Genomic DNA, 21557 nt, shown 5'->3' on the forward strand with positions numbered 1-21557 from the left:
TGCCACTGGTGCTATAGAATGCCGCCATGTCCGACATATCCCCTGATTCTCAGCCCTCCAACGCCCCTGAATGGTCCGTCTCCGAGCTCTCCGGCGCGCTCAAGCGCACGGTGGAGGACGCCTTCGGCTATGTGCGCGTCCGGGGCGAGATCTCGGGCTATCGCGGCCCGGTAGCCTCGGGACACGCCTATTTCGCTCTCAAGGACGAGGGCGCCAAGATCGATGCGGTGATCTGGAAGGGCAATTTCGCCCGGCTGCGCCAGCGGCCTGAGGAGGGCATGGAGGTGATCGCCCATGGCCGGCTGACCACCTTCCCCGGCAAGTCCTCCTACCAGATCATCATCGACCGGCTCGAGCCGGCCGGCCTAGGCGCATTGATGGCGCTGCTGGAGGAGCGCCGCCGTAAACTCGCGGCCGAGGGCCTGTTCGACGAGGGCCGCAAGCGCTCGCTGCCCTTCCTGCCGCGGGTGATCGGCGTGGTCACCTCGCCCACCGGCGCCGTGATCCGCGATATCCTGCATCGCATCACGGACCGCTTTCCGCGCCGGGTCGTCGTCTGGCCGGTACGGGTGCAGGGCGACACGTCGGCCGCCGAGATCGCCAATGCCATCGCCGGCTTCGACGCTCTGCCGGCGGGCGGCACCATTCCGCGCCCGGACGTGTTGATCGTCGCGCGCGGCGGCGGCAGCCTCGAAGACTTGTGGTCGTTCAACGAGGAAATCGTGGTGCGCGCCGCCGCGGCATGCTCGATCCCGCTGATCTCGGCCGTGGGACACGAGACCGACTGGACCTTGATCGACCATGTCGCCGACCGCCGCGCCCCGACGCCGACCGGCGCCGCCGAAATGGCGGTGCCGGTCAAGGCCGACCTCTTCGCCAACCTGCACGACCTCGGTGCCCGCCTCACCGGCCATGCGCTGCGCATGATCGAGCGTCGGCGCCAGGACCTGCGCAATCTCGGCCGGGCCCTGCCCAGCGGCGAGGCCTTGCTCGCGACGCCGCGCCAAAAACTCGACCTTGCCGCCGGCCGCCTGGTGCATGCGCTCACGCTCAACACCCGCCGCCATCACCAGCGCTACGACGCCCTCACCCGCCGGCTGCTGACGCAAAGCCCCGCCAACCGGCTCGATCGCAGCCGCGACCGCTTCCATGCGGTCGCCGAGCGCCTCGAAGCCTCGGCGCGCATCGCCCTTGCCCGCAAGCGCGAGGCCTTCGCCGGCCGCGCCGCGCAGCTCACGCCACTGCTGCTGTCCCGCCGCAGCGAGGCTGGGCGCGAGCGCCTGCAAACTCTCGCCGGCCGCCTGCTGCAGGCTGCCGCCACGCGCACATCGGCCCAGCGCGAAAGGCTCGATCGTTTCGCCGTGCTCTTGGAAGCCTATTCTTACCAGGGCGTGCTGCAGCGCGGTTTTGCCCTGGTGCGCGACGAACAAGGCCGCCCCATCCGCAATGTCGCGGCAGCCCAGGCGGCCGCGAGCCTTGACCTGCAATTCGCCGATGGCCATTTCACGGTTGGCAAGGGTACGGCGGCGCCGACCCCAAGCCCGGCGAAAGCCAAGCCGAAAGCCGGACAGGCAGGCCCGCAGCCGAGCCTGTTCGACGATTAGAAACGGCTCTGTTATAGTTTCGAGAAATTCTGCAAACACATAGGCCAGCGCCTCCATGAACCGTCACGAAAGCCGCATGACTTTGCCCGGCGAAGCACAGGTCCAGTACCTCGATTCCGATTTCCGCATTCTCAAGCCGGGCAATTATGTGCGTTGCGCCGTGACGGGCACGCATATCCCGATCGACGAATTGCGTTATTGGAACGTCGACCGCCAGGAAGCCTATGCCAGCCGGGAAGCCGTGCTGGAGCGGCTGAAGGGGCTTGGGGAAATCTGATAGGATTTCCGGGTGCGCGGACGTCCCGTCCGCTCTTCCTCAATCGCAGGCAGGCCATTTCCAAGAGCGGGCAAGATGCCCGCGCACCCGGGATCTCTTATCCCGCCAGGCGGAAGCGGTTCACCAGGAAATCATGCATTGCACCCTCGTCGTCGAAGGAAAGCCGGATCGGCACCGTCTGGCTGATCGAGGCAAGGCCGATGCGCGCCGGCCCTCCCGTGAGGCGGGTCATGTCCTTGGTGGTGGTCACGGGTAGGAGCTTGGCCGCCTGCGCCCGCGCCGCTATCCGAGCCGCCTCCTCCTCGCTGAAGGCATGGTGGTCGGCGAAGACCTCCGTCGCGGCGATGATGGCCCCCATATCCGCCAGGGTCTTGAAGAATTTCTCTGGACGGCCGATGCCGGCGAAGGCCAGCACCCGCTTGCCGCGCAGCGACGGGGCCTGCGGATCGAGGCCGATACGGGCCCGGAAGACGGCAATGCTCGAGCCGCGGGCGAAATCATAGACCGCGGTGCCGGCATCGCCCGGCCCGATCACCACCACCGCCGAGGCAAAGCCGATCTGGTCATGGATATCGGCCCGCAACGGGCCGGCGGGAAAGGCAAGGCCGTTGCCGATGCCCGTCTCGCCGTCGACGGCGATGATCGAGCAATCCTTGTCGAGGGAGGGATTCTGGAAGCCGTCATCCATGATGATGATGCTGGCACCCTGCTCGATTGCAAGGGCCGCCCCGGCAGGCCGGTCGACGGACTTCACCGTCAGAGCCTTGCGGGCCAGCAGCAGGGCCTCGTCGCCCACCTTGTCGGCGGCGTCATCGGGTTTCACCACCAGCGGGCCCTTTTCGCTGCCGCCATAGCCGCGGGTGAGGAAGGCCGGGCGCTGGCCCGCCGCGATCAGGATATCGGCGACCGCGAGCGCTAACGGTGTCTTGCCGGCGCCGCCTAGCGTGAAATTGCCGATGCAGACCACGGGAACGCCGGCCCGGCTGCCCGGCTGGCGCATGCGCGCGGCGACCTTGCCGCCATAGAGACGGGCCAACGGCGCGAGCAGGCGGGCCAGCCAGCCACGCGGCCGGTACCAGAAGGCCGGCGCCTTCAAGCTGATGCGCGGCTTGAGGCTCATGGCCGCCTCGCCCCGAGCGGCAGCAGGGCAGTGAGCGTGCGCTCCAGCGCTCCGGTCAGCGTCGCGATCGCCCTGGCACCCCCCTCGGCGAGACGATCGACTTCCGCGGGTTCGTCCAGCAGCCGCGCGACGGCATCGGACAACTCGGCCGCGCCATGCACCACCACGGCGCCGCCCATACCGTCGAGCGCGCCATAGGCCTCGACGAAGTTCTGGACTTCCGGCCCATGCAGCACGGCCGCGCCGAGCTTGACCGGCTCGATCGGGTTCTGCCCCCCCTTGCCGAGCAGCGACTTGCCCATGAAGACGATGCGGGCAAGGCGATAGAACACGCCCATTTCGCCGACCGTGTCGGCAACATAGACGTCGTGCCGTGCTTCCAGGGCGATGCCCCGCGAGCGAAGGGCGACGCTCAGTCCCCTTTCCCGCAAGGCAGCGGCGATCGCCTCGCCGCGCTCGGGATGGCGCGGCACGATCAGCGTCAGCAGGTCGGCAAAACGTTCCTTCTGCGCGGCATGCACCTCGCCGGCGAGCGCCTCCTCGCCCTCATGCGTCACCGCCGCAAGCCAGAGCGGGCGGCCTGCCACCGCCTGCCGCAAGCCTTCCAGCACGCCCGGATCGGCAGGCGGCAGCGGCGCGTCGAATTTCAGATTGCCGGTGACGACGACGCGCGGCGCCCCGAGGCTGGCGAAGCGCCGGCCGTCATCCTCGCTCTGCGCAGCGATGAGGTCGAAGCGCCCCAGCAGGGCCGCGCTGGTGCGCGGCACGCGGCACCAGCGCGCGAAGGAACGCGGCGACATCCGCCCATTGACGAGGGCCAGGGGGATACCGGCCGCCTTGATCTCAGCGATCATCACCGGCCAGAGTTCCGATTCCAGGAAACAGACGAGATCGGGCCGCCAGTGATCGAGAAAACGCCCGACATAGGCGGGAATGTCGAGTGGCACGAACTGATGGATCGCTCCGGCCGGCAGGCGCTCGGCCATCAGGGCCGCCGAGGTGACGGTGCCGGTCGTCATCAGGATGCGATAGCCTTCGCCGGCCAGGCGCGTCGCCAGCGGAAGCAGCGTGATGGCCTCCCCGACACTGGCGCCGTGCAGCCAGGCCAGGCGCCCCTCGGGCCGAGGCCGGCCGGCAATGCCGAGGCGCTCGGGCCGGCGCGAAGCGTCCTCCTTGCCGCGGCGCTGGCGCTTGTCCAGCAGCAGGCCGGCGAACGGGCGAAAGCAGCTCGTCGCCAGCCGGTAGGCCTTGAGGCTGAGGGGAAGCGCTGCGCTCACGTGCCCGCCTTCACGAAGGTCCGCCCGACCATGGCATAGGCGGTGCGATGCGCCGCATCCAGGGCACTCTCCACCTCCAGGCGCTTTGCCTCCATCAGCGTCTTGTCGGCGTCCTCCGGCACATGCACGAGATCGCCGACCACGAAGGCGCCGCGCGAAAACGGCAGGTTGATCACGGCCTTGTCCCAGGTGGAGAGCTGGATCATGTTGGACGTCGCCACCGCGACCGGCACGATCGGCCGTCCCGACAGCCGCGCCAGCGTAACGATGCCGAGCCCGGCCACGCCGCCGGTGCGCGGCACATCCGCCGTCACCCCCACAGACTGGCCGCCCTTCAGCGTTGCCACCAGCTCGCGCAGGGCCGCCGGGCCCCCCTTGTGGTGCTGGCGCTGGGGCCTGCCGCCCGAGCCGCGCACCAGGCCGAGCCCCAGACGCGTCACCGCAACCGCATTGATCTCGCCATCGCCATGGCGCGAGATCAGGATGCGGAACTCATGCCCCTCGCGGCGCATGAAGGGCACCAGGAAATGCTGCCCGTGCCACATCGCCACGATATAGGGATATTGATCGCGAATGGGCGCGTAGAGATCGGCCGGGCTGTCGGCAAAGCGGCTGGTGCCGTGCACGAGCTTCAACCACGCGGCGAGGCCTTCGCCGATGGCCTTCTGCACGAAGCGGGATCGGCCGATATTCTTGATCATGCAGGATTACGAGCGTTTCGTCGTGTCGGTCGTCGGATCGAGCAGACGGTGCAGATGCACGATGAAATAGCGCATCTGGGCGTTGTCGACGCTGGCCTGGGCCTTGGCCTTCCAGGCGGCCTGAGCGCTGGCATAATTGGGGTAGATGCCGACGATGTCGAGACCCTGAAGATCCTTGAATTCCACGCCTTCGATCGAGCTCAGCTCGCCGCCGAAGACCAGATGCAGCAATTGTTTCTGAGGTTCGCTCATCCCATACTCCTATAGCGTTTTCCAGAAAAGCCGACAGGCCTTTCGATCAAGAAAGCGCATTAAAAACAAAGACTTAGAGAAAAAGACAATTCGGAAGAAAAGTCATTTTGCTCTAATATCAGTTCATGCCCTCAAGCAGGGCAACCAGATCGCCCTGGCGTTCGCGCCCGGCCATCACCAGCGGCCGATGCACGGGGTCGGGGCGGTTATAGACGATCTCCGTGCCGGCCACGGTGGTGAGGCGCCCGCCGGCTTCGTCGAGAATGATGTCGGCGGCCGCGATGTCCCAATCGTGCGAGGACCCCGAAGCGAAAGCGCCGTCGACGCTGCCTTCCGCCACCATGGCGATGCGCAGGGCCAAAGAGGACATCGACGAGGCCCGTGCCACCCTCGGCAAGCTACGTTGCGCCAGATCGAACATCGGCTTGGGCCCGGCAAGGGTGCGGGTGGCAGCGAGGGGTCCCTGGCTGGCCTTCACAGCGACGCCGTTCTTGAAGGCGCCCAGGCCGCGCGCTCCGGTGTAGAGATCGCCATTGCTGGGACGCAAGAGCACGCCGGCCAGCGGGCGCCCAGCCTCGACCAGCGCAGCCGAGATCACCCATTCGCCATTGCCGGCGATGAAACCCCGCGTGCCGTCGATGGGATCGACCACCCAGACCTGCTGCTTGTCCAGGCGCTCGGCCGTATCGGCAGCCTCTTCGGACAGCCAGCCGATCGCGCTGGAAACATGGCGCAGCCGCTCGGCCAGGTGGGCATCGATGGCCAGATCTGCCTCGGTAACGGGCGACTTGTCGGCCTTGTCGAAGACCCGGGCTCCTTCGCGCGCAAAGCCGAGCCCGATCTCGCCCGCTTCCCTCACAGCCTCGATCAGCAAAGACAACGCCTCGCCCGCACTCAACCCACGGGCCATGCGCCCTGCCTCATCCTTCTCGATCATGGCTCGGATTTAGGCGAGCAGGCCAGCGCGCGCAAGCGAGAACCATGGGTTCGGAGCAGTTGGCCTGGCAAGCCGCCTTACCTGCTTCGCCGGGGCACGTGATAAATCACGGCGGTATATTTCCTGTCGCGCCGCTCCGCCTTCGGGATTCCGCCCAGGCCTTCGGCAATCCGGCGGCTCGCCAGATTCGCCTCTGCGACCGGATATTCGAAATAGCGCACGGCCGGATCCTCGGACGCCCAGTCGGCAAGCGCCCCGACGGCCTCACGGCCATAGCCTCGCCCATGTTCGTCTTCCCGGATCCAGATGCCGAGCTCGGGCGTCCTGCTCCCGGCCCGATGCAGCCCCGCCAGGCCGAGAAACAGTCCGTCCCGCCGGCGGATGACGAAAATATAGTCGCTGCCGACCTCGGCGAGGGTGCCCCAGCTGCGCCAGACCGAGGCAAAGGCCTCGCGCGACGGCAGCGGTTCCCAGGCCATGTATCGCGTCAGGCTCGGCGTGATGCAGGCGAAGATCTCATCGGCGTCATCGGCTTCGAAGGGCCTGAGCAGGAGACGTTCGCTGGCAAGGCCGGAGGGCGGCGGGTCGAGGGGCACATTGTTCTCCGCTCACGAAATGACGGCCTGCCGATGGGCGGGAACCATGACTGACGATATACCCAGGCTGGCCTCAATTTGAGGTCTTCCGGCGATGCGGGCAATCGACAACGGCGATAATGTGCCTTTGGAAAGATTCGTCCAAGAAGGCCGCCGTGATTACCTCCCGCGTAATTGAGACGCCGCCGTCCCCCGGCCATGCTGAGCGGGCCTGAAGCGATCAGGTTTGCCAAGAGGACCCTGTCGATGACCGACCCCGCCACCATTGCCCGCATCTATATCGCCACCTGGAACGAGACCGATCCGGCCCGCCGGCGCGCCCTGCTGGACGCCTCCTGGACGAATGACGCCCTCTATGTCGATCCCTTGATGCGCGGCCAGGGCCATGACGAGATCGATGGCCTGATCGCCGCCGTGCAGCAGCGCTTCCCCGATTTTCGCTTCTCCCTGATCGGCGAGGCGGACGGCCATGGCGACCATGTCCGTTTCTCCTGGCAGTTCGGCCCGGCCGGCGCGGACGGGCCGATCAAGGGCACCGATTTCGCCCGGCTCGACCAGGGGCGTCTGCATCAGGTCAGCGGTTTCCTCGACCAGGTTCCGGCGGCGGCATGAGCGTCCGCAGCAATGCCCAGACCGTCCGTCGCCCGGGCGCCTCGCCACAGGCGAGGGCCGCCCGGGGGATCGGCGATCACCTGCGCGCCTGGCGCCAGCATCGCCGCATGAGCCAGCTCGATTTCGCGCTGGAGGCGGAAATCTCGCAGCGCCATCTCAGTTTCATGGAAAGCGGCCGTTCCAAGCCGAGCCGCGAAATGGTGCTGCATCTGGCCGAGAGGCTGGAAGTGCCGCTGCGCGAGCGCAATGCCCTGCTGCTCGCGGCCGGCTATGCACCCATCTATCAGGAGCGCGGGCTGGACGATCCGGCCCTCGCCCCGGCCCGCGAGGCGATCGACCTCGTGATCGGGGGACACGAGCCCTATCCCGCCCTCGCCGTCGACCGCCACTGGACGCTGGTCGCCGCCAACAAGGCGGTCGCACCCTTGCTGGTCGGGGTTGCCGACAAGAGCCTGCTGGAGCCTCCGGTCAACGTCCTGCGCCTTGGTCTGCATCCCGGCGGCCTTGCGCCCCATACCGACAATCTGCCCGAATGGCGCGACCACCTGCTCGAACGCCTGCGCCAACAGATCGCCGTCAGCGGCGACGAGGTCCTGGCCCGGCTCCTGGAAGAGCTTTCCGCCTATCCGGCGCCGGCCTCGCGCCCCAAGCCCCGCGCCGACCTCGGCGGCATCGTCGTGCCTTTCGAGCTCAGGACACCGCAGGGCCTGATGTCCTTCTTCTCCACCACCACCGTGTTCGGCACGCCCGTCGACATCACCTTGTCGGAACTGGCGCTGGAGTGTTTCTATCCCGCCAATGCCGACACGGCGGAGATTCTCAAGCGGACGGTGTTGTGAGGGGAGCGTGCGAGATTGGAGGGTCGATCTCCCGATCGACCATCTTGGAAACGCTGAGCGTGAGAGAGGGCGAAGACGGTCGATCGGGAGATCGACCCTCCAATCCCGCGTCCGCCCCGGAAGGTAGTATCTATTCGCAGGGATGCCTGTTCCAGACATCTCTGTCTTTGCATAGAAAACGGGCGGGTCCCCGCCCTCGCCCACCCGGAAGCTGGAGGTCGCCTTCTCCCGGGAGGACGAGGCCGAAACCCGCCCGTCATTCCCCTCGCTGAGGGGAATGCGTGATGACCAGAGCAAAGCGCGTTTGGACGCTTGCTTGCTCTCATTCTTTGGTTCGAGGCGTCTTTGCGATTCTTGGCGTGACCACCAAATCGCAAAACGCTTTAGGCTGCCTTGCTTTCGGCCGGCGCATCCAATGTCTGCAGGACTTCGAAGCCTTCGAAGACGGGATGGCCGAGCGTCAGCGCCGGGCCCTTACCGGCATTGCGATGCGACAGGCGGAAGGCCTCCGACTGGGTCCAGGCCTCGAAATCGGCCTTGGAGCGCCAGACCACATGCGAGGAATACAGGACATGATCCTCCCGCTCCGGACCACGCAGCAGGTGGAACGAGACGAAGCCGGGCAGCTTGTCGATATGCACTTCACGATCGCGCCAGACGGTCTCGAAATCCGCAGTGGATTCCTTCTTCACCTGGAAACGGTTCATGGCGATGAACATGGGTAGTTCCTTTCGTTGTTAGGATTTTGGACATTGAACGGGGACGATGCGCGAAACGGCGCCTCCCGGTGGAGGCGGCGGCGATATTCCGCGGACGGCCGCTAGCGCGGCTCTGTCCAGTGCAGAGTCCCCCGACGGGCTGCTGAGACGTACGCTGCCAACGCTACCCGTTGCGGAGACATTGAAGCCAACATTGGCACGCCTGCCACCTTGGCACGCGATTCCGCCCATGGCCCTCACGCGACTATTCACGGCCGCGACAAGAATGGCATTGTATTTTTTCACCGCAGCACCATTGGTTCGGGCACTGTCGGCGACACCGATGTCCGACATGGCCCCCTCCCCGCCTTTCTGCGCATGACGAGTCTGCGTGGTCGTGTCGAGCTTGGCCAATCGCTTGACCTCCGGCTTATCCTTGATCGGCGTTTCGACCGCCTTCGTCTTCAAGGGTCGCTCTTTAGGCCTCTCAACCTTTTTCTTGGGCTTTTCCGGAATGGGCTTCTCGATCATCGGCTCTTTCGGCTCCGTCACCGTCTCGCTCCGCACAGTGTCGGGAACAGTCGCAACGGTCGCACTGGGCTGCGTCGACGTCGTGGTGACGACGTCAGGCACCAGCGCTGCCATCCTGTCCGGCTCGACAGGCGTCGGGAGAGCCTCTTCGGCCACCTGTACGGGCGGGGATTCCACGCTTTGCTCGTGAGGCGCCGCGGGCTCGGCGGCCACCGCATCGGGCGATATCTCGGTGACGGTATCCTCAGTCAGCGTCTCGCTCTCAGCTAACGGCGAGACGACCTCTTGCGACAGTGGCGAGCTTATCTCGTTTACGGCATCATTCGAAGGCGCCGGCATCAGCGATGCCTCGATCGGACGATCGAGGCGCGTCTCGACCCCGTCATGCGGCACCATCACCCAGGCGCCGGCGAACGCCGTCAGATGCAGGAGCGCCGCTCCCGCGATCATGCCGGCCCGCCAGTCCCTGAAGATGTCGGCCGACGTCATGGCTGCGGGGCCGCCTTGTCGGCCTTGCCGATGAAGGCGAGCTGGGTGACGCCGTTGCGGCTGAGATCGGCCATCAGGTCCAGCACCTTTTCATAGGGCACGCTGGCGTCGGCGCGGATATGGGCCATCACCTTGGGATCGGCGGCAAGACGGGCGCGGATATCGGCGTCGAAAGCCTCGCCGCTGCGGGCTTCCTGGCCGATATGGAGGGAGCCGTCCGCCTTGATGGACACCACCAGCGGCTCCTTGGCCGGCGACATCGCTGCCACGCCGCTCGCCTTGGGTAGGTCGACCTTGACGCCGGCCGCCAGCATGGGCGCCGTCACCATGAAGACGATGAGCAGCACCAGCATCACGTCGACGAAGGGCGTCACATTGATGTCGGAAACGGCCTTGGGCGCCCAGGACGTAGAGCCGGACCCATCGGCGCCTTCAGATTCCCCGAGGGAAAAGCTCATTCCGCCGCCTCCCTGAAACCTGCGACCTTGACCGACGCTCCGCGGCGGGTCGCCATGGTTTCCGCCTCGCGACGCAGGATCTGCTCGAACAACCGGCCGAGCCCGGCCATGCCCTGCGAGAGGCGGTTATAGGCGATCAGCGCCGGAATGGCCGCCACCAGGCCGAGCGCCGTGGTGAACAGAGCCTCGGCAATGCCCGGCGCGACGGTCGCCAGCGAGGTATCGTTGGCGCCGGCGATGGCGGAAAACGAGTTCATCACGCCCCATACCGTGCCGAACAGGCCGATGAAGGGCGTCACGGCGGCAATGGTGGCGAGGATCGACAGGCCAGCGTCGCTGGCGCCGACCAGCCCGCCGGCCGCCTCGCGCATCGCCCGCTCGATGCGTACCCGATATTCGCCGCCGGTCTCGCCGGGCACAGCAAGCCCGGCCGACCGCTCGCCCTGCGGCTGCAAGGCCTGCTCAACGGCCGGCGCCGCGCCGAGGCCCTTGGCGGTTGCGGCTTTCAGCAACCTACGAAGCCTCGCCTGCCGCCTCACCGTCTCGAAGCTCAGCCCCCAGGACAAGACCGAAGAGATCACGAGGATCAGCATGACGGCCTTCACCACCGGATCGGCGTTGAGCAGCATATTCACGAAGGAAAAATGCGCGGCGGTTTCGGTCATGGCACCCTCGCTCTCACTTTTTGTTCCGACACCTGTGCGAAGCAGGCCTCGATGGAAGAATTCGGCCTCACTTGAAGAATTTGGGGCCCGCCTTCGAACTGACGCTGACTGCCTCGAGGCAGGAAGGAGCCCCTGCCTTGCCATTGGCGAACTGGCAGGTCGGCACGTCGTTGAGCAGGATGCTGCCGATGCCCTCGCAGGCGAGCCCGGCGACGTCGAAGGCCTTGACGATGGTCTTGTTGGCCGGGATCGGGGCGAGATCGACGGCCAGGCGCTTGGCGACCACGCCATCCGCGCCGAACATCACCAGATCGGCGCGCAGGCTCTGCACCGCTTCCGTCCGCCCGTTCACCAGCACCATGGTCAGCCGGCAATTGCCGTTCTGGGTCTCGAGCTTGTTGAGGTCGATCGACACATCGGCGGCCAGGGCCGGCAGGGGCGCCAGAACAGGCGCCAATACGGCGAGAACGGCGGCGAAGCGAGACAATTTCATCATGCGGCTTGGTCCTGTGGAACGGCGTGCACGATGCAGGGGCCGCCATCCGGGATGGCGGTACCCACGCGCACCTTGAAGACACGCTCGATGAGGGAAGGGGTAAGGGTTTCGGCCATGACGCCCTGCGCCGCTATGCGGCCGCGATCGAGCACCAGCGCATCGTCGCCATAGATCGAAGCCAGCGTCAGATCATGCAGGGTGACCACCACGGTCGCGCCCTGTTTCGCCAATTGCCGGGCTTGGCCGAGCAGGCGGTGCTGGTGTTCGGGATCGAGGCTGGACACCGGCTCGTCCAGGATGACGAGATGCGGCTCGCCCGCCTGGCTGCGGTCGAAGATCTGCGCCACGGCCTTGGCGAAGGCCACACGCTGGCGTTCGCCGCCCGAGAGCATGGTAACGGGACGGCGGGCCAGGGATGCGAGATCGGCACCGGCAAGCGCCGCCGCAATTGCCGCCTTGTCCCGCGCGGCGCGCGGCGTGCCGACATGGCAGAGCCGGCCGAGGGCCACGATATCCTCGACGCTATAGGCAAAGGGACAATCGAAATGCTGCGCCATATAGGCGCGCTGGGCCGCCATCGCTGCCGGGCGCAGACCGGTGAGCGGAGCCCCGCCGAACTCGATCCCGCCTTGGGCCGTCTTGATGGCGCCGCCGATGGCGGCGAGCAAGGTCGTCTTGCCGGCGCCGTTCGGCCCCATCACGATGAGAACGCGGCCGGCTTGGGCCGCGAACGAGACCTCGTGCAGCACCGGGCGGCCGTTGCGCTCGACCGTGAGGCCGCGGACCTGAAGATTGCCGGTTTGGAGATTGCCGACCTCAAGGCTCATGCGCGCTGGGCCTTCTTCAGAATGGCGATGAAGATCGGCCCGCCGATCAGACTGGTGACGAGGCCGATCGGCAGCTCGGCCGGCGTGATCGCGACGCGGGCCACCGTATCGGCCAGCACCACCAGGGCAGCGCCCAACAGGGCCGAGGCCGGCAGCACGAAACGGTAGCGCTGCCCGCCCAGCAGGCGCACGCAATGGGGCGCGATCAGGCCGACGAAGCCGATCAGGCCGGTGAAGGCGACGGCCGCGCCGATCGCCAGGGCCGTCGCCGCGATCACCATGCGCTTGAGATGGACGGTGTCGACGCCGGAAAGAAAGGCTTCGCTTTCGCCGAGCGTGAAGGCGTCGAGCCCGCGGGCCTGCCGGGCCATCAGCACCGCCGCAATCCCGAGCGCCGCGCCCGCCGCCAGCACGGCGACCCAGTTCGCGCCCGAGAGCGACCCCATCATCCAGAACTGGATCGAGCGGAGCTGGGTGTCGTCGGCGATGGTGATGAACAGGCCGATCACGGCCATGGCCAGGGCGTTGATGCCGATGCCGGCCAGCAGGAGATTGGCGATGCTGACATGGCCATCACGGTCGCGCGCAATGCGGTAGGTGATCACCGTGGTCAGGCCGCAGGCTGCCGCTGCCGCGACCGGCAACGCATAGCTGCCGAGACCGCCGGTGCCGCCGACATGTTCCAGCAAGACGATGCCGGCGACCACGGCGAGGATGCCGCCGGACGCCGCCCCCGTCAGGCCGGGATCCGCCAGGGGGTTGCGGAAAAGGGCCTGCATGCCGGCGCCGGACATGGCCAGACCCGCTCCCACAAGAGCGCCCAGGAACACGCGCGGCAGGCGAATATTGACCAGGATGCCCGAATAGAGGTCCCAGCTTCCGGTCGCCGTTGAGAACCAGGTCGAGACCGGAATGCGCACGCCGCCGAAGCTGAGGCCCATCGCCAGGGCGGCTGCGAGCAGCAGCGCCAGGCCGGCCTGCACCAAGACCTCCCGCCGGCGCGGCGAAAGAGCTTGGGAAAGGCCTCGCGGTGTGGCTTGCACCAGACTCATCGCCCTACCCCGAGAACCGGTCCGGATGCAGGCGCCGCGCCAGCGACTGGATCTGCGTGGCCGCTGACGGCCCGAAACTGAACAGTGTGGAAAGGTCAGTCTCGACCAGCCGGTCGGGCCGGCCCGCAAAGGCCGAGCTCAACCCCAATTGCTCAAGAAAGACCGCCGCGCCGCCGGTGTTGGAGACGACCGCGCTGTCGGCCAGGATGAAATCCGGCGGCGTGGCGGCGAGCACCTCGCGCGACACAGGCTTGAACAAGGGGAAGTCGCCGAAGGCATTGACGCCGCCGGCCAGGGCATAGGTGGCATCGACCAGTCCCATCTTGCCGCCTGCCATCGGCGTGCCCCCGTCGATGGAACGGATGAAGCCGATCCTGGGGTGGCTGGTGATGCCGTCGAGGCGCCTGGCGACATCGACCATGGTGGCGCTCACCGTGCCGGCCAGCGCTTCGGCCTCCTTCTCGCGCCCGAGCAGGGCGCCGACATGCTTGATCTTGGCGGCCATGCCCTCCCCGTTCAGGGGGAAGGAGACGATCTCGATACGCAGCCCCGTACTGCGCAACTGCTCGACTGCGGTCGGCGGTCCGAGATCGCGATTGGCGATCAGGATATCCGGCTTGAGGGAAAGGATGCCTTCCACAGAGATCTGCCTGAGATAGCCGATGGACGCCAGTTTGGTCACCTCGGGCGGCGCCTTGGAGGTGGTGTCGACGCCCTGGATGACCGAGACGCCGGCCAGCCTTGCCACGATCTCGGTGACATCCGCGCCGGCACAGACCACACGCTGGATGCCTTCGGCGCGCGCCACGGTCGGCAGGGCCAGCAAGGCGAGTGCGCCGACCAGGACACCACGGCGATTGAGTTCGGACGTTCCCATCATCGCCTCCTCACTTGCCCGCGAGCTTGACGGTGAGCGCGAACTTCGCCGCCAGACCCGTGGAGTAGTCGGAATTGAGGAACGCCTTGTAGCGGCGGTCGAAGATGTTATCGACCGCCAGGCTGGCGCTGACATTGTCGCTGTATCTGTAGCTGGCGAAGACGTCGACCAGGCCGTAGCCACCGCTCGGCTCGGTCACCTTGCGGGAGGTCGCACCGACCAGGGTGACGCGCGAACCGATGGTCAGACGGTCATCCAGGAAGCGCAGGCCCACGGTGCCGCTGATCTTGTTCGGTGCTACCGAGTTCAGTGGCTGGTCGGTGACCCGATTCTTGCCGTTGGTATGCGATCCGGCGACCGATACGAAGCCGCCGCCCCAGTCATAGGCCGCCTCGAGCTCGACACCCATCAGGCGGGCCTTGGCGATGTTCTGATATTGCTGCGTGGGGAAGCAGATCTGCGGATTCGGGTTGGGAACGTTACAGAGGAAAGGTGGAATACCTGGGAAGCCCGGCACATAGGGCGCCCCGGCGACGATGTCGATATAATCGTCGACATTGTTGACGAAGCCGTTCAGCTTGGCGCGGAAGGTATCGCCATCCCGGAAGACATTGTCATACTTGGTGTTCACGCCGATCTCGAAGGTGTGGCCGACTTCCGGCCGCAGGTTCGGGTTGGGCTTGATCGGGAAGGACGGGATGGGATGGATGCCGTCCATGAGCGTTTCGCTGATCGAAGGCGAACGATAGCCTTCGGCGTAGGTGCCGTAGAGTTCCATGCCCTTGATCGGCGTTACGCCGATGGTGATCTTGGGCGACAGATGACTGCCGTCGGACTCGTATTTGCCGCCTTCCAGCTGGTAGTGATCGTAGCGCAGGCCTCCAACCACCCGGAGCCAATCGCCGTAGCGAACCTCGTCCTGGACATAGGCGCCGAGAAGACGTCTCGTGCCCGATGGGGTGAAGGCTGTAACGAAGCCACCGGCGCCGTCCCGTGTCTCGACGCGGTCGAAGGCGGCATCGACGCCATAGGTCAGGGCGTGGTCGAAGGACCCCGTCGAGAAGCGCGACGTATTGTAGATGTCGAAGCCGAACGTCCCGACCTTGTCGGAAAGCTTGTCGCCCGGCTGCACGCCTAGGCTGGCATAGGTCCCGGGAACGATGATCGTCTTTTCATTCTCGGTTTCCGAGTAATAGACCTTGGCGTTGAAATTGATCAGCGGATTATCGGGGCTCTCGAATTTGTAGCCGGCCGTGAAGGTCGAGGTGACCACGTCGTTGCGCCAGCGTGAATTGCCGCGGCTGGTATTGTTGTTGTCGAAATCGAACTTCTGGCTCATCGCACTCAGGCTGACGGTCTGGCCGTCGCCCGGATGATAGTTGAACTTGAGAAGGCCGCCGAAATTGTTCTTGCCGGTATAGGTGACGCGATCATTGTTGCCGTCGCGATAATCGCCGGCACCGCGATAGATGAACTGGCCGTAAATGTCGGCGACCGTGCCGAAGCGCATGCCGGCCGAGGTCGAGGTGAAGGCGCCGAGGCCATTGGAGGATACGCCGACTTTCTGCTCCACGCCCCAGTTCTGGTCGGGGGTGAGGATGGAGTCGATCCCGCGGGTGGTGAAGGAGGCCACGCCACCAATGGCGCCCGAACCATAGAGATTGGAGATCGGGCCGCGCACGATGTCGATATTGTTGATGAACTCAGGCTCGAGATAGAAGCTGCCCTGCGCATTGTGGCCGGTGATCTGATAGTCCTGCCGTGCGCCGTCGACCAGGACGTTGACGCGCCCGAAATCCTGCAGGCCGCGAATGTTGATCGACTGCATCGGATCGTTCGAGCTCACCTGGGTGGCGACGCCCGGCACCGTCTTCAGCAGGTCTGAAACCGAAGCAGGCTGGGCCCGGTCGATCTCCGCCTGGGTGATCTGGCTGACGCCGCCCAGCGTGTCGATCAGCTTCTCCGAGGTCTTGGTCGCGGTCACCGTCACCGTATCGAGCACCACCGGCTCGTCGGCCGCGGCAGCCTGGCCCGCCGGCGCCTGCTGGGCGCGCGCCAGCGTCACGCTTCCCGCCAGCAAGGCAAGAGCAGCTACCGTCGCAAGGCTGCGACTGCGCATGTAATTCGACCTGACCATCTCGGCTCCGCAACGTATAATTATTCAAAACTGCGCTGCAGATAATTTATCTTGTAGAAGCAGACGCCGTTTCATACAATTTTGAGCGATTTGCGGCAGCAAACAGGACGTGTCAAGGAATTAATGCTTGATTTTATTAGCATAATTTGCGCAGTTTTGCTTTATTCTAAACTGCATAATTCCTTTTGATGCCTAGTTTTGAATTTTTCTATTTTGCGCGGATCAGAACCGAAGGAAAGAAGGGAAATGAGCGAGTTAAAACAACGGTGGCAAGCTCTCCGGGAAAGTCAGTCCGGATTGCGCATTCGCGATGCCGCGGCGCAATTGGGGGTTTCGGAAGCTGCCCTGCTGGAGACCCGGATCGGCGATGGCGTGAAGCGCCTGTCTGTCCGGATCGACGCGCTCTGCGCTGCCCTGCCACATCTGGGTACCGTGATGTCGCTCATCCGCAATGAGTCGGCCGTACACGAGAAGGATGTAGCCTTCCCAACCGCAACCAGCTCCGATGGCGAGATTCGTTTCAACGGCCCGGGATTTGACCTTACTTTGATACCGTCATCGGTCGCGCACGCCTTCTATGTTGAGGATGCCAACCCCAAGGGGCCGTTGCGCAGCATCCAGTTGTTCGATGCAGCGGGCGGTGCGCTCTGGAAGATCTATGCGCGCGACAAGGCCGATCATGCCGCTTTCGAGCGGCTGCTGGCCGACCTTGCCTGGCCGGAGGATGTGCAGCCCATTTCCTTCTCGCGTCCTGCCGCAACAGCGGCGGATCCCGCTCCGGCCGGCGCCCCGGTCGATCTTCAGGCTCTGCTGGAAGCCGCGGCTGCCGAGGCCATTCCGGTCAGGCTGGAAGTCGCCAATCACGGCGTCAGGCAGAGCCATTGCGGGCCGCTGGTGCGGATCGTCAGGATGGGACCCTGGCTCAACGTGCTCGATCCCGGCTTCGACTGGCACCTCAACGAAAAGCCTCTGTCGGGCGGCAGCATCGAGCCCGGCGACAGGCCGAGCCTGGTCCTGCACCTCGCCTCGGGCGGCGAGGCCGCGCGGCTGCAGGCCGATACCGGCGCGACGGCGGATCAGCTGGCGGCCTGGCGTGGCATCCTGCAGAAGGTGGTGACCTCATGAACCAGGCCGTGACTGCGCGCCTCACCGGCGCCATCCCCACCCTCGCCTCGCTCAGCTTCGAGGAGACCACGCAGTTCTACCAGAGGCTCGGCTTCGAAGTGTTGCACAGCGACATTTCCTTCCTGCTCCTGCATCGCGACGGCGTGCGCGTCAGCTTCTGGCTGACGGGCAACCGCCGGGTACCGCAGGCCACCAGCTGCTGGCTGGAAGTCACCGGCATCGCAGCACTCTACGAGCATTTCAACGCGCTCAACATCGTGCACCGCAAGGGGCACCTCGAGGCCAAGCCCTGGGGAACCCGCGAATTTTCGATCACGGATTGCCACGGCAACCTGATCCGCTTCGCCGAGCAATTGCAGGAACACTGAGCCTCCGACAGGCGGCATCCCCGGTTCCGGTTCGGACTGCGCTCCGACCGGAGCCGGGGCACATTGCTTACACCGTCACCACGACCTTGCCGAACTGCTGGTTGCTCTCCAGGAAGCGGTGGGCCTCGACGATATCGTCGAAGGCAAAGGTCCGGGCGATCGCGGGACGGAGCGCGCCTATTCGTACCCCGTCGAGAATGAATGTCTTGGCGGCGTCGAGGCGGGCTGGGTCGCCCGTGATCTCGTGAACGAGATAGCCGCGCAGCGTCAGGCTCTTGCTCAATACGGTGAACAGCGGAAAAGGGGTCGGCTCGCTGCTGAGGCCGCCATATTCGATCAGTAGGCCGCCACGGGCCATGGCGGCCGTGAGCGGTACGAAGAGCGGGCCGCCGATCGCGTCGAACACCACGCGCACCGCCTTCGGGCCCGCGATCGCTCTCAGGCGTGTTTCGACATCCTCCTCCTCGGCAGCAATGACATCACCGGCGCCATGGTCCAGCAGGGCCTGTCGCTTGGCGGAGCGCCGGGTGATCGCGATCGGCCGGGCGCCGAGATGATTGGCGATCTGGATCGCCGCCAGTCCCACGCTGCTCGAGGCAGCCGTGATCGCGACGAAATCCCCCGGCTGGATCCCGGCAATGTCGATCAGCGCACCATAGGCCGTGAGATATGGCATCCAGAGCGCCGCGGCATCGGCCCAGCCGAACGACGGCGGGTGCTTGACGACAAGTTCGGCGGGAAAGGTCGCCAACTCGCCATAGGCGGGCCAGCGCGCCATCGATTGGGGCGGGATGACGCTGACGGCATCGCCAAGCGAGAAGCCGCCGACGCCGGCGCCGATGCTTTCGACTACGCCCGCAGCCTCCAGGCCGAGCCCCGAGGGCAGGCTCGGCGTCTCGATATAGCTGCCCTGGCGCAGCAAGGCCTCCGCACGGTTCAGCCCCAGTGCCTTGACCTTGATGCGGATCTCGCCCCGGCCCGGCAGCGGAAGCTCTGCTTCCTCGATGTGCAGCACTTCCGGGCCGCCATAGCGATGGAAACGAACGATGCGGGACATCGACATAACTCCTAATCAATTGAACTGAATGAGTTATGCATCGGCGATTTTTCGCGATAAATGACAGTTCTGGCAGTGCAGAAGAAACCATTGGTTCGGAATTATGGATCGCCTCGCGAGCATGGCCGTCTTCGTCAGGGCCGTCGATCTCGGCTCCTTCGCGGCGGCAGCCGCCGCCCTCGATTTGTCGGGGCCGATGGTGGGCAAGCATGTCCGGTTCCTGGAAGAGCGCCTGGGCGTCCGCCTGCTCAACCGGACCACTCGCCGCCAGAGCCTGACGGAATTCGGTCGGGCCTATTATGAACGATGCCGTATCGTGCTCGCCGAAGCCGAGGCCGCGGACGCCCTCGCGGCGGACCAATTATCCGAGCCGCGGGGCAGGCTGCGCATCGCCATGCCCGCTTTGTTCGGGCGCCACTGCATCATGCCGGTCCTGATCGAGCTTGCGCGGCGGCATCCCGCCCTCGAATTCGATCTCTCGCTCGGCGATCCCATCATCGATCTTGCCGAGAACGGCTGCGACTTGGCGATCCGCACCGGCACCCTCGACGACAGGGCCGGCATCATCGCGCGGCGCATCGCGCGCCAGCGCATGATCCTGTGCGCCGCCCCAAGCTACCTGGCCGATCACGGCACGCCCGCACAGCTCGACGACCTCGCCGGACACCCCTGCATCATCTATCGCCGCTCGGGTCGGATTCGCCCCTGGCTTTTCCCCGCCACGCAAGGACAGACGCGGGAGTTCATGCCGAATGGACGCTTACGGCTGGACGATCTCGCCGCCATCGCCGACACGGCGGCGGCCGGCATGGGGCTGGCCTGGCTCCCCTCCTGGCTGGTCCGCGAACAGCTCCAGGCCGGCGCCCTGGTCAAGCTCCTGCCGGATCAGCCGGACTATCTCTATGATGCCTACGCGTTATGGCTTGAAACGCCGCATCTGCCGCTGAAGGCGCGCGTGACGGTCGATGCCCTGGCAGCAGCCCTGCCGGCGATGATGGCCTGACGACAGTTTCAGAGCCAGCGCCAGAGGCAATCCGCCATCAGCCCCGCAAACAGAATGGCGCCGGCATCGCGGTTGGAGCGGAAGAGGACCAGACACAGGGCGCCGTCGCAATGATCGAAGCGCACGACCTGCTGGGCGAGGTGGAAAGCAAAGCCGGCAAGGCCGAGATAGGAGAGGAGGCCGGCACCGTTGGCAGCCAGGGCGAGCCCGATCAGGAGGACAGCACCGGCGTAGAAGGCACCGACCGCGCCGCGCGCCTTGTCGCCGAACAGCAGCGCCGTCGAGCGTACGCCGACGATCGCATCGTCTTCCTTGTCCTGGCAGGCATAGATGGTGTCATAGGCGATCACCCACAGCACCGATCCGGCAAACAGCAGCAGGGCCGGCAGGGCCAGCCCAGCGGCAGCGCCCGCCCAGCCCATCAATGCGCCCCAGGAAAAGGCAAGGCCGAGAACGGCTTGCGGCCAGGAAGTGACCCGCTTCATGAAGGGGTAGATGGCCACCACCGCCAGCGAGGAAATGCCCAGCAGCACGGCGAAACGATTGAACTGCAGCAGGATGACGAGGCCAGCCAGAGCCTGGGCCGCCAGCCAGACCGTGGCGGCAAGGGCGGTGACCTGTCCCGACGGGATCGGCCGCGAGCGCGTGCGCTCGACCTTGTCGTCAATGTCCCTGTCCACGAGATCGTTGAGCGTGCAGCCGGCGCCACGCATGATGAAGGCGCCGCTGAGGAACAGGGCCAGATGCCAGAGCGTCTGGCCGACGGCGCCATGATGGAGGGCAGCCAGGGCCGCCGACCACCAGCAGGGCCACATCAGGAGCCAGCCGCCGATCGGACGGTCGGCGCGAGAAAGGCGCAGAAAAGGCCGCCAGGCGGACGGCGCGTGGCGGTCGACCCAGTTGCCGGAAGGCGCGTCGGCCACCTTGTTCGCCAGCCCGGTCGGACCAGCCTCGGTGGATAGCAGCCCCATGCCGGCGATCTCCCCTTACTGCAGGCGCAGATTGACGGGCGGCTTGGGCGCGGCGGGCCCGCCGCCGCCACGACCCGGCTGCGGTGCAACCTGCTGGCGCGGCGGATGCGAGCAGATCTTGGCCTTGGTCTTCTGGGTCTGGGTCAGGTCGGCCGTGATCTGCTTGATGTTCTCGTCCGTGATCGAGCAGAATTCCTTGTTGGACTGCATGTAGTCCAACATCTTCTTGTCATTCTCGATATAGGAAGAGAGGCTACCGCAGAACTCGTTGAATGTCTTCTTGGCCTGCTCGAAGGTCTTGGGCCGCCCGCGCTTGTTGATCGCCTGCAAATTGGTCGCGATCTTCGTCCGGCGATCGATCATCGGCTGCAGGTCCTTGTTGCAGAACTGATTGCCGATCGGAGCCGACTCCTGCGCTGCGACCGGCGCTGCGGCCAGCAAGGTGCCGGCGACGAGGGAAATCGAAACGAGACGCAACATGAGGACATCCGCAAGATTGGTGGTGACACTCTCGATACAGAGGAACTATTGATCTCGCAAGTTCGGGGCGGCTTGATGGCGTATCCGCCCCCTGTTTTTGCGGTGTGT

At 65.7% G+C, this 21557-nt stretch carries 25 protein-coding genes; 7 read left to right on the top strand and 18 right to left on the bottom strand.

Annotated features, from left to right (window positions below):
* The first annotated feature begins 26 nt into the window (after window positions 1-26).
* Together xseA and C5L14_RS12905 are read left to right on the top strand one after the other, a co-directional pair.
* On the top strand, window positions 27-1604 hold the full coding sequence (xseA, locus tag C5L14_RS12900) for an exodeoxyribonuclease VII large subunit (RefSeq protein WP_105862434.1): 1578 nt from the start codon (window positions 27-29) through the stop codon (window positions 1602-1604).
* Between the two features lie 55 nt (window positions 1605-1659).
* Entirely contained in the window at window positions 1660-1881 is a 222-nt protein-coding gene (locus C5L14_RS12905) for a DUF2093 domain-containing protein (RefSeq protein WP_105862435.1), read from the top strand.
* A 97-nt stretch (window positions 1882-1978) separates the two neighbouring features.
* Here the strand turns inward: C5L14_RS12905 and lpxK are convergent, their stop codons facing one another.
* From lpxK to C5L14_RS12935, 6 genes are all read right to left on the bottom strand, one after another.
* Complete coding sequence (gene lpxK / locus C5L14_RS12910; protein ID WP_245196892.1) at window positions 1979-3001, bottom strand: tetraacyldisaccharide 4'-kinase; 1023 nt, start codon at window positions 2999-3001, stop codon at window positions 1979-1981.
* The gene (locus C5L14_RS12915) at window positions 2998-4278 is read right to left on the bottom strand and encodes a 3-deoxy-D-manno-octulosonic acid transferase (RefSeq protein WP_105862436.1); all 1281 of its coding nucleotides are present in this window, start codon (window positions 4276-4278) and stop codon (window positions 2998-3000) included. The genes lpxK and C5L14_RS12915 overlap by 4 nt, the downstream gene beginning before the upstream one ends.
* The gene (locus C5L14_RS12920) at window positions 4275-4979 is read right to left on the bottom strand and encodes a lysophospholipid acyltransferase family protein (RefSeq protein ID WP_105862437.1); all 705 of its coding nucleotides are present in this window, start codon (window positions 4977-4979) and stop codon (window positions 4275-4277) included. Before C5L14_RS12920 ends, C5L14_RS12915 begins: the two co-directional genes overlap by 4 nt.
* A 6-nt stretch (window positions 4980-4985) precedes the next feature.
* Window positions 4986-5231: a DUF4170 domain-containing protein gene (locus C5L14_RS12925; protein ID WP_068291710.1), complete on the bottom strand. Its 246-nt coding sequence runs from the start codon at window positions 5229-5231 to the stop codon at window positions 4986-4988.
* Window positions 5232-5349: 118 nt separating this feature from the next.
* Complete coding sequence (locus tag C5L14_RS12930) at window positions 5350-6168, bottom strand: 3'(2'),5'-bisphosphate nucleotidase CysQ (protein ID WP_105862438.1); 819 nt, start codon at window positions 6166-6168, stop codon at window positions 5350-5352.
* A 77-nt stretch (window positions 6169-6245) separates the two neighbouring features.
* Complete coding sequence (locus C5L14_RS12935) at window positions 6246-6764, bottom strand: GNAT family N-acetyltransferase (RefSeq protein WP_105862439.1); 519 nt, start codon at window positions 6762-6764, stop codon at window positions 6246-6248.
* Window positions 6765-7010: 246 nt separating this feature from the next.
* Here C5L14_RS12935 and C5L14_RS12940 point away from each other — a divergent pair, with 246 nt between their 5' ends.
* Window positions 7011-7376: a nuclear transport factor 2 family protein gene (locus C5L14_RS12940; protein ID WP_105862603.1), complete on the top strand. Its 366-nt coding sequence runs from the start codon at window positions 7011-7013 to the stop codon at window positions 7374-7376.
* Entirely contained in the window at window positions 7373-8215 is an 843-nt protein-coding gene (locus tag C5L14_RS12945; protein ID WP_105862440.1) for a helix-turn-helix domain-containing protein, read from the top strand. The genes C5L14_RS12940 and C5L14_RS12945 overlap by 4 nt, the downstream gene beginning before the upstream one ends.
* Before the next feature lie 383 nt (window positions 8216-8598).
* Here C5L14_RS12945 and C5L14_RS12950 read toward each other — a convergent pair whose 3' ends face one another.
* The 9 genes from C5L14_RS12950 to C5L14_RS12985 all read right to left on the bottom strand — a co-directional run bounded on the left by C5L14_RS12950 (window position 8599) and on the right by C5L14_RS12985 (window position 16445).
* On the bottom strand, window positions 8599-8934 hold the full coding sequence (locus C5L14_RS12950; protein ID WP_105862441.1) for an antibiotic biosynthesis monooxygenase family protein: 336 nt from the start codon (window positions 8932-8934) through the stop codon (window positions 8599-8601).
* Window positions 8935-8952: 18 nt separating this feature from the next.
* Window positions 8953-9933 carry an energy transducer TonB family protein gene (locus C5L14_RS12955; protein WP_105862442.1) on the bottom strand — a complete coding sequence of 327 codons (981 nt, stop codon included), beginning with the start codon at window positions 9931-9933 and terminating at the stop codon, window positions 8953-8955.
* On the bottom strand, window positions 9930-10391 hold the full coding sequence (locus tag C5L14_RS12960; RefSeq protein ID WP_105862443.1) for an ExbD/TolR family protein: 462 nt from the start codon (window positions 10389-10391) through the stop codon (window positions 9930-9932). The genes C5L14_RS12955 and C5L14_RS12960 overlap by 4 nt, the downstream gene beginning before the upstream one ends.
* Window positions 10388-11056 carry a MotA/TolQ/ExbB proton channel family protein gene (locus C5L14_RS12965; RefSeq protein ID WP_181161150.1) on the bottom strand — a complete coding sequence of 223 codons (669 nt, stop codon included), beginning with the start codon at window positions 11054-11056 and terminating at the stop codon, window positions 10388-10390. Before C5L14_RS12965 ends, C5L14_RS12960 begins: the two co-directional genes overlap by 4 nt.
* A gap of 67 nt (window positions 11057-11123) precedes the next feature.
* Window positions 11124-11552 carry a hypothetical protein gene (locus C5L14_RS30355; protein WP_181161151.1) on the bottom strand — a complete coding sequence of 143 codons (429 nt, stop codon included), beginning with the start codon at window positions 11550-11552 and terminating at the stop codon, window positions 11124-11126.
* On the bottom strand, window positions 11549-12379 hold the full coding sequence (locus C5L14_RS12970; protein WP_105862445.1) for an ATP-binding cassette domain-containing protein: 831 nt from the start codon (window positions 12377-12379) through the stop codon (window positions 11549-11551). The genes C5L14_RS30355 and C5L14_RS12970 overlap by 4 nt, the downstream gene beginning before the upstream one ends.
* Window positions 12376-13362, bottom strand: coding sequence for a FecCD family ABC transporter permease (locus C5L14_RS12975; protein ID WP_245443373.1), 987 nt, complete (start codon window positions 13360-13362; stop codon window positions 12376-12378). Before C5L14_RS12975 ends, C5L14_RS12970 begins: the two co-directional genes overlap by 4 nt.
* Before the next feature lie 73 nt (window positions 13363-13435).
* Window positions 13436-14311: a heme/hemin ABC transporter substrate-binding protein gene (locus C5L14_RS12980; protein ID WP_105862447.1), complete on the bottom strand. Its 876-nt coding sequence runs from the start codon at window positions 14309-14311 to the stop codon at window positions 13436-13438.
* A gap of 7 nt (window positions 14312-14318) precedes the next feature.
* On the bottom strand, window positions 14319-16445 hold the full coding sequence (locus C5L14_RS12985) for a TonB-dependent hemoglobin/transferrin/lactoferrin family receptor (protein ID WP_245196890.1): 2127 nt from the start codon (window positions 16443-16445) through the stop codon (window positions 14319-14321).
* 297 nt (window positions 16446-16742) lie between these two features.
* Between C5L14_RS12985 and C5L14_RS12990 the strand changes: the two genes are divergently transcribed.
* Complete coding sequence (locus C5L14_RS12990; protein ID WP_181161152.1) at window positions 16743-17570, top strand: ChuX/HutX family heme-like substrate-binding protein; 828 nt, start codon at window positions 16743-16745, stop codon at window positions 17568-17570.
* On the top strand, window positions 17567-17938 hold the full coding sequence (locus tag C5L14_RS12995) for a bleomycin resistance protein (RefSeq protein ID WP_105862449.1): 372 nt from the start codon (window positions 17567-17569) through the stop codon (window positions 17936-17938). Before C5L14_RS12990 ends, C5L14_RS12995 begins: the two co-directional genes overlap by 4 nt.
* Before the next feature lie 67 nt (window positions 17939-18005).
* Here the strand turns inward: C5L14_RS12995 and C5L14_RS13000 are convergent, their stop codons facing one another.
* Complete coding sequence (locus C5L14_RS13000) at window positions 18006-18995, bottom strand: zinc-dependent alcohol dehydrogenase family protein (RefSeq protein WP_105862450.1); 990 nt, start codon at window positions 18993-18995, stop codon at window positions 18006-18008.
* Window positions 18996-19098: 103 nt separating this feature from the next.
* Between C5L14_RS13000 and C5L14_RS13005 the strand changes: the two genes are divergently transcribed.
* Complete coding sequence (locus C5L14_RS13005; RefSeq protein WP_105862451.1) at window positions 19099-19998, top strand: LysR family transcriptional regulator; 900 nt, start codon at window positions 19099-19101, stop codon at window positions 19996-19998.
* 8 nt (window positions 19999-20006) lie between these two features.
* Here C5L14_RS13005 and ubiA read toward each other — a convergent pair whose 3' ends face one another.
* Both ubiA and C5L14_RS13015 read right to left on the bottom strand, forming a co-directional pair.
* Window positions 20007-20969 (bottom strand): 4-hydroxybenzoate octaprenyltransferase, encoded by a 963-nt coding sequence (gene ubiA / locus C5L14_RS13010; RefSeq protein WP_105862452.1) that lies wholly within the window; start codon window positions 20967-20969, stop codon window positions 20007-20009.
* A gap of 15 nt (window positions 20970-20984) precedes the next feature.
* Entirely contained in the window at window positions 20985-21449 is a 465-nt protein-coding gene (locus tag C5L14_RS13015; RefSeq protein WP_105862453.1) for a hypothetical protein, read from the bottom strand.
* Between the last annotated feature and the right edge of the window lie 108 nt (window positions 21450-21557).

Source organism: Labrys okinawensis (assembly GCF_002982075.1).
GTDB classification, from domain to species: domain Bacteria; phylum Pseudomonadota; class Alphaproteobacteria; order Rhizobiales; family Labraceae; genus Labrys; species Labrys okinawensis_A.

Bases quoted from the DNA above. Each gene is read 5' to 3' on its own strand.
- C5L14_RS12970 (WP_105862445.1), bottom strand. From the start codon at position 12,379: ATGAGCCTTGAGGTCGGCAATCTCCAAACCGGCAATCTTCAGGTCCGC.
- lpxK (WP_245196892.1), bottom strand. From the start codon at position 3,001: ATGAGCCTCAAGCCGCGCATCAGCTTGAAGGCGCCGGCCTTCTGGTAC.
- xseA (WP_105862434.1), top strand. From the start codon at position 27: ATGTCCGACATATCCCCTGATTCTCAGCCCTCCAACGCCCCTGAATGG.
- C5L14_RS13005 (WP_105862451.1), top strand. From the start codon at position 19,099: ATGGATCGCCTCGCGAGCATGGCCGTCTTCGTCAGGGCCGTCGATCTC.
- C5L14_RS12995 (WP_105862449.1), top strand. From the start codon at position 17,567: ATGAACCAGGCCGTGACTGCGCGCCTCACCGGCGCCATCCCCACCCTC.
- C5L14_RS12965 (WP_181161150.1), bottom strand. From the start codon at position 11,056: ATGACCGAAACCGCCGCGCATTTTTCCTTCGTGAATATGCTGCTCAAC.
- C5L14_RS12905 (WP_105862435.1), top strand. From the start codon at position 1,660: ATGAACCGTCACGAAAGCCGCATGACTTTGCCCGGCGAAGCACAGGTC.
- C5L14_RS13015 (WP_105862453.1), bottom strand. From the start codon at position 21,449: ATGTTGCGTCTCGTTTCGATTTCCCTCGTCGCCGGCACCTTGCTGGCC.
- C5L14_RS12960 (WP_105862443.1), bottom strand. From the start codon at position 10,391: ATGAGCTTTTCCCTCGGGGAATCTGAAGGCGCCGATGGGTCCGGCTCT.
- ubiA (WP_105862452.1), bottom strand. From the start codon at position 20,969: ATGGGGCTGCTATCCACCGAGGCTGGTCCGACCGGGCTGGCGAACAAG.
- C5L14_RS12945 (WP_105862440.1), top strand. From the start codon at position 7,373: ATGAGCGTCCGCAGCAATGCCCAGACCGTCCGTCGCCCGGGCGCCTCG.
- C5L14_RS12950 (WP_105862441.1), bottom strand. From the start codon at position 8,934: ATGTTCATCGCCATGAACCGTTTCCAGGTGAAGAAGGAATCCACTGCG.
- C5L14_RS12920 (WP_105862437.1), bottom strand. From the start codon at position 4,979: ATGATCAAGAATATCGGCCGATCCCGCTTCGTGCAGAAGGCCATCGGC.
- C5L14_RS12955 (WP_105862442.1), bottom strand. From the start codon at position 9,933: ATGACGTCGGCCGACATCTTCAGGGACTGGCGGGCCGGCATGATCGCG.
- C5L14_RS12985 (WP_245196890.1), bottom strand. From the start codon at position 16,445: ATGGTCAGGTCGAATTACATGCGCAGTCGCAGCCTTGCGACGGTAGCT.
- C5L14_RS13000 (WP_105862450.1), bottom strand. From the start codon at position 18,995: ATGTCCCGCATCGTTCGTTTCCATCGCTATGGCGGCCCGGAAGTGCTG.
- C5L14_RS12930 (WP_105862438.1), bottom strand. From the start codon at position 6,168: ATGATCGAGAAGGATGAGGCAGGGCGCATGGCCCGTGGGTTGAGTGCG.
- C5L14_RS12925 (WP_068291710.1), bottom strand. From the start codon at position 5,231: ATGAGCGAACCTCAGAAACAATTGCTGCATCTGGTCTTCGGCGGCGAG.
- C5L14_RS30355 (WP_181161151.1), bottom strand. From the start codon at position 11,552: ATGATGAAATTGTCTCGCTTCGCCGCCGTTCTCGCCGTATTGGCGCCT.
- C5L14_RS12980 (WP_105862447.1), bottom strand. From the start codon at position 14,311: ATGATGGGAACGTCCGAACTCAATCGCCGTGGTGTCCTGGTCGGCGCA.
- C5L14_RS12940 (WP_105862603.1), top strand. From the start codon at position 7,011: ATGACCGACCCCGCCACCATTGCCCGCATCTATATCGCCACCTGGAAC.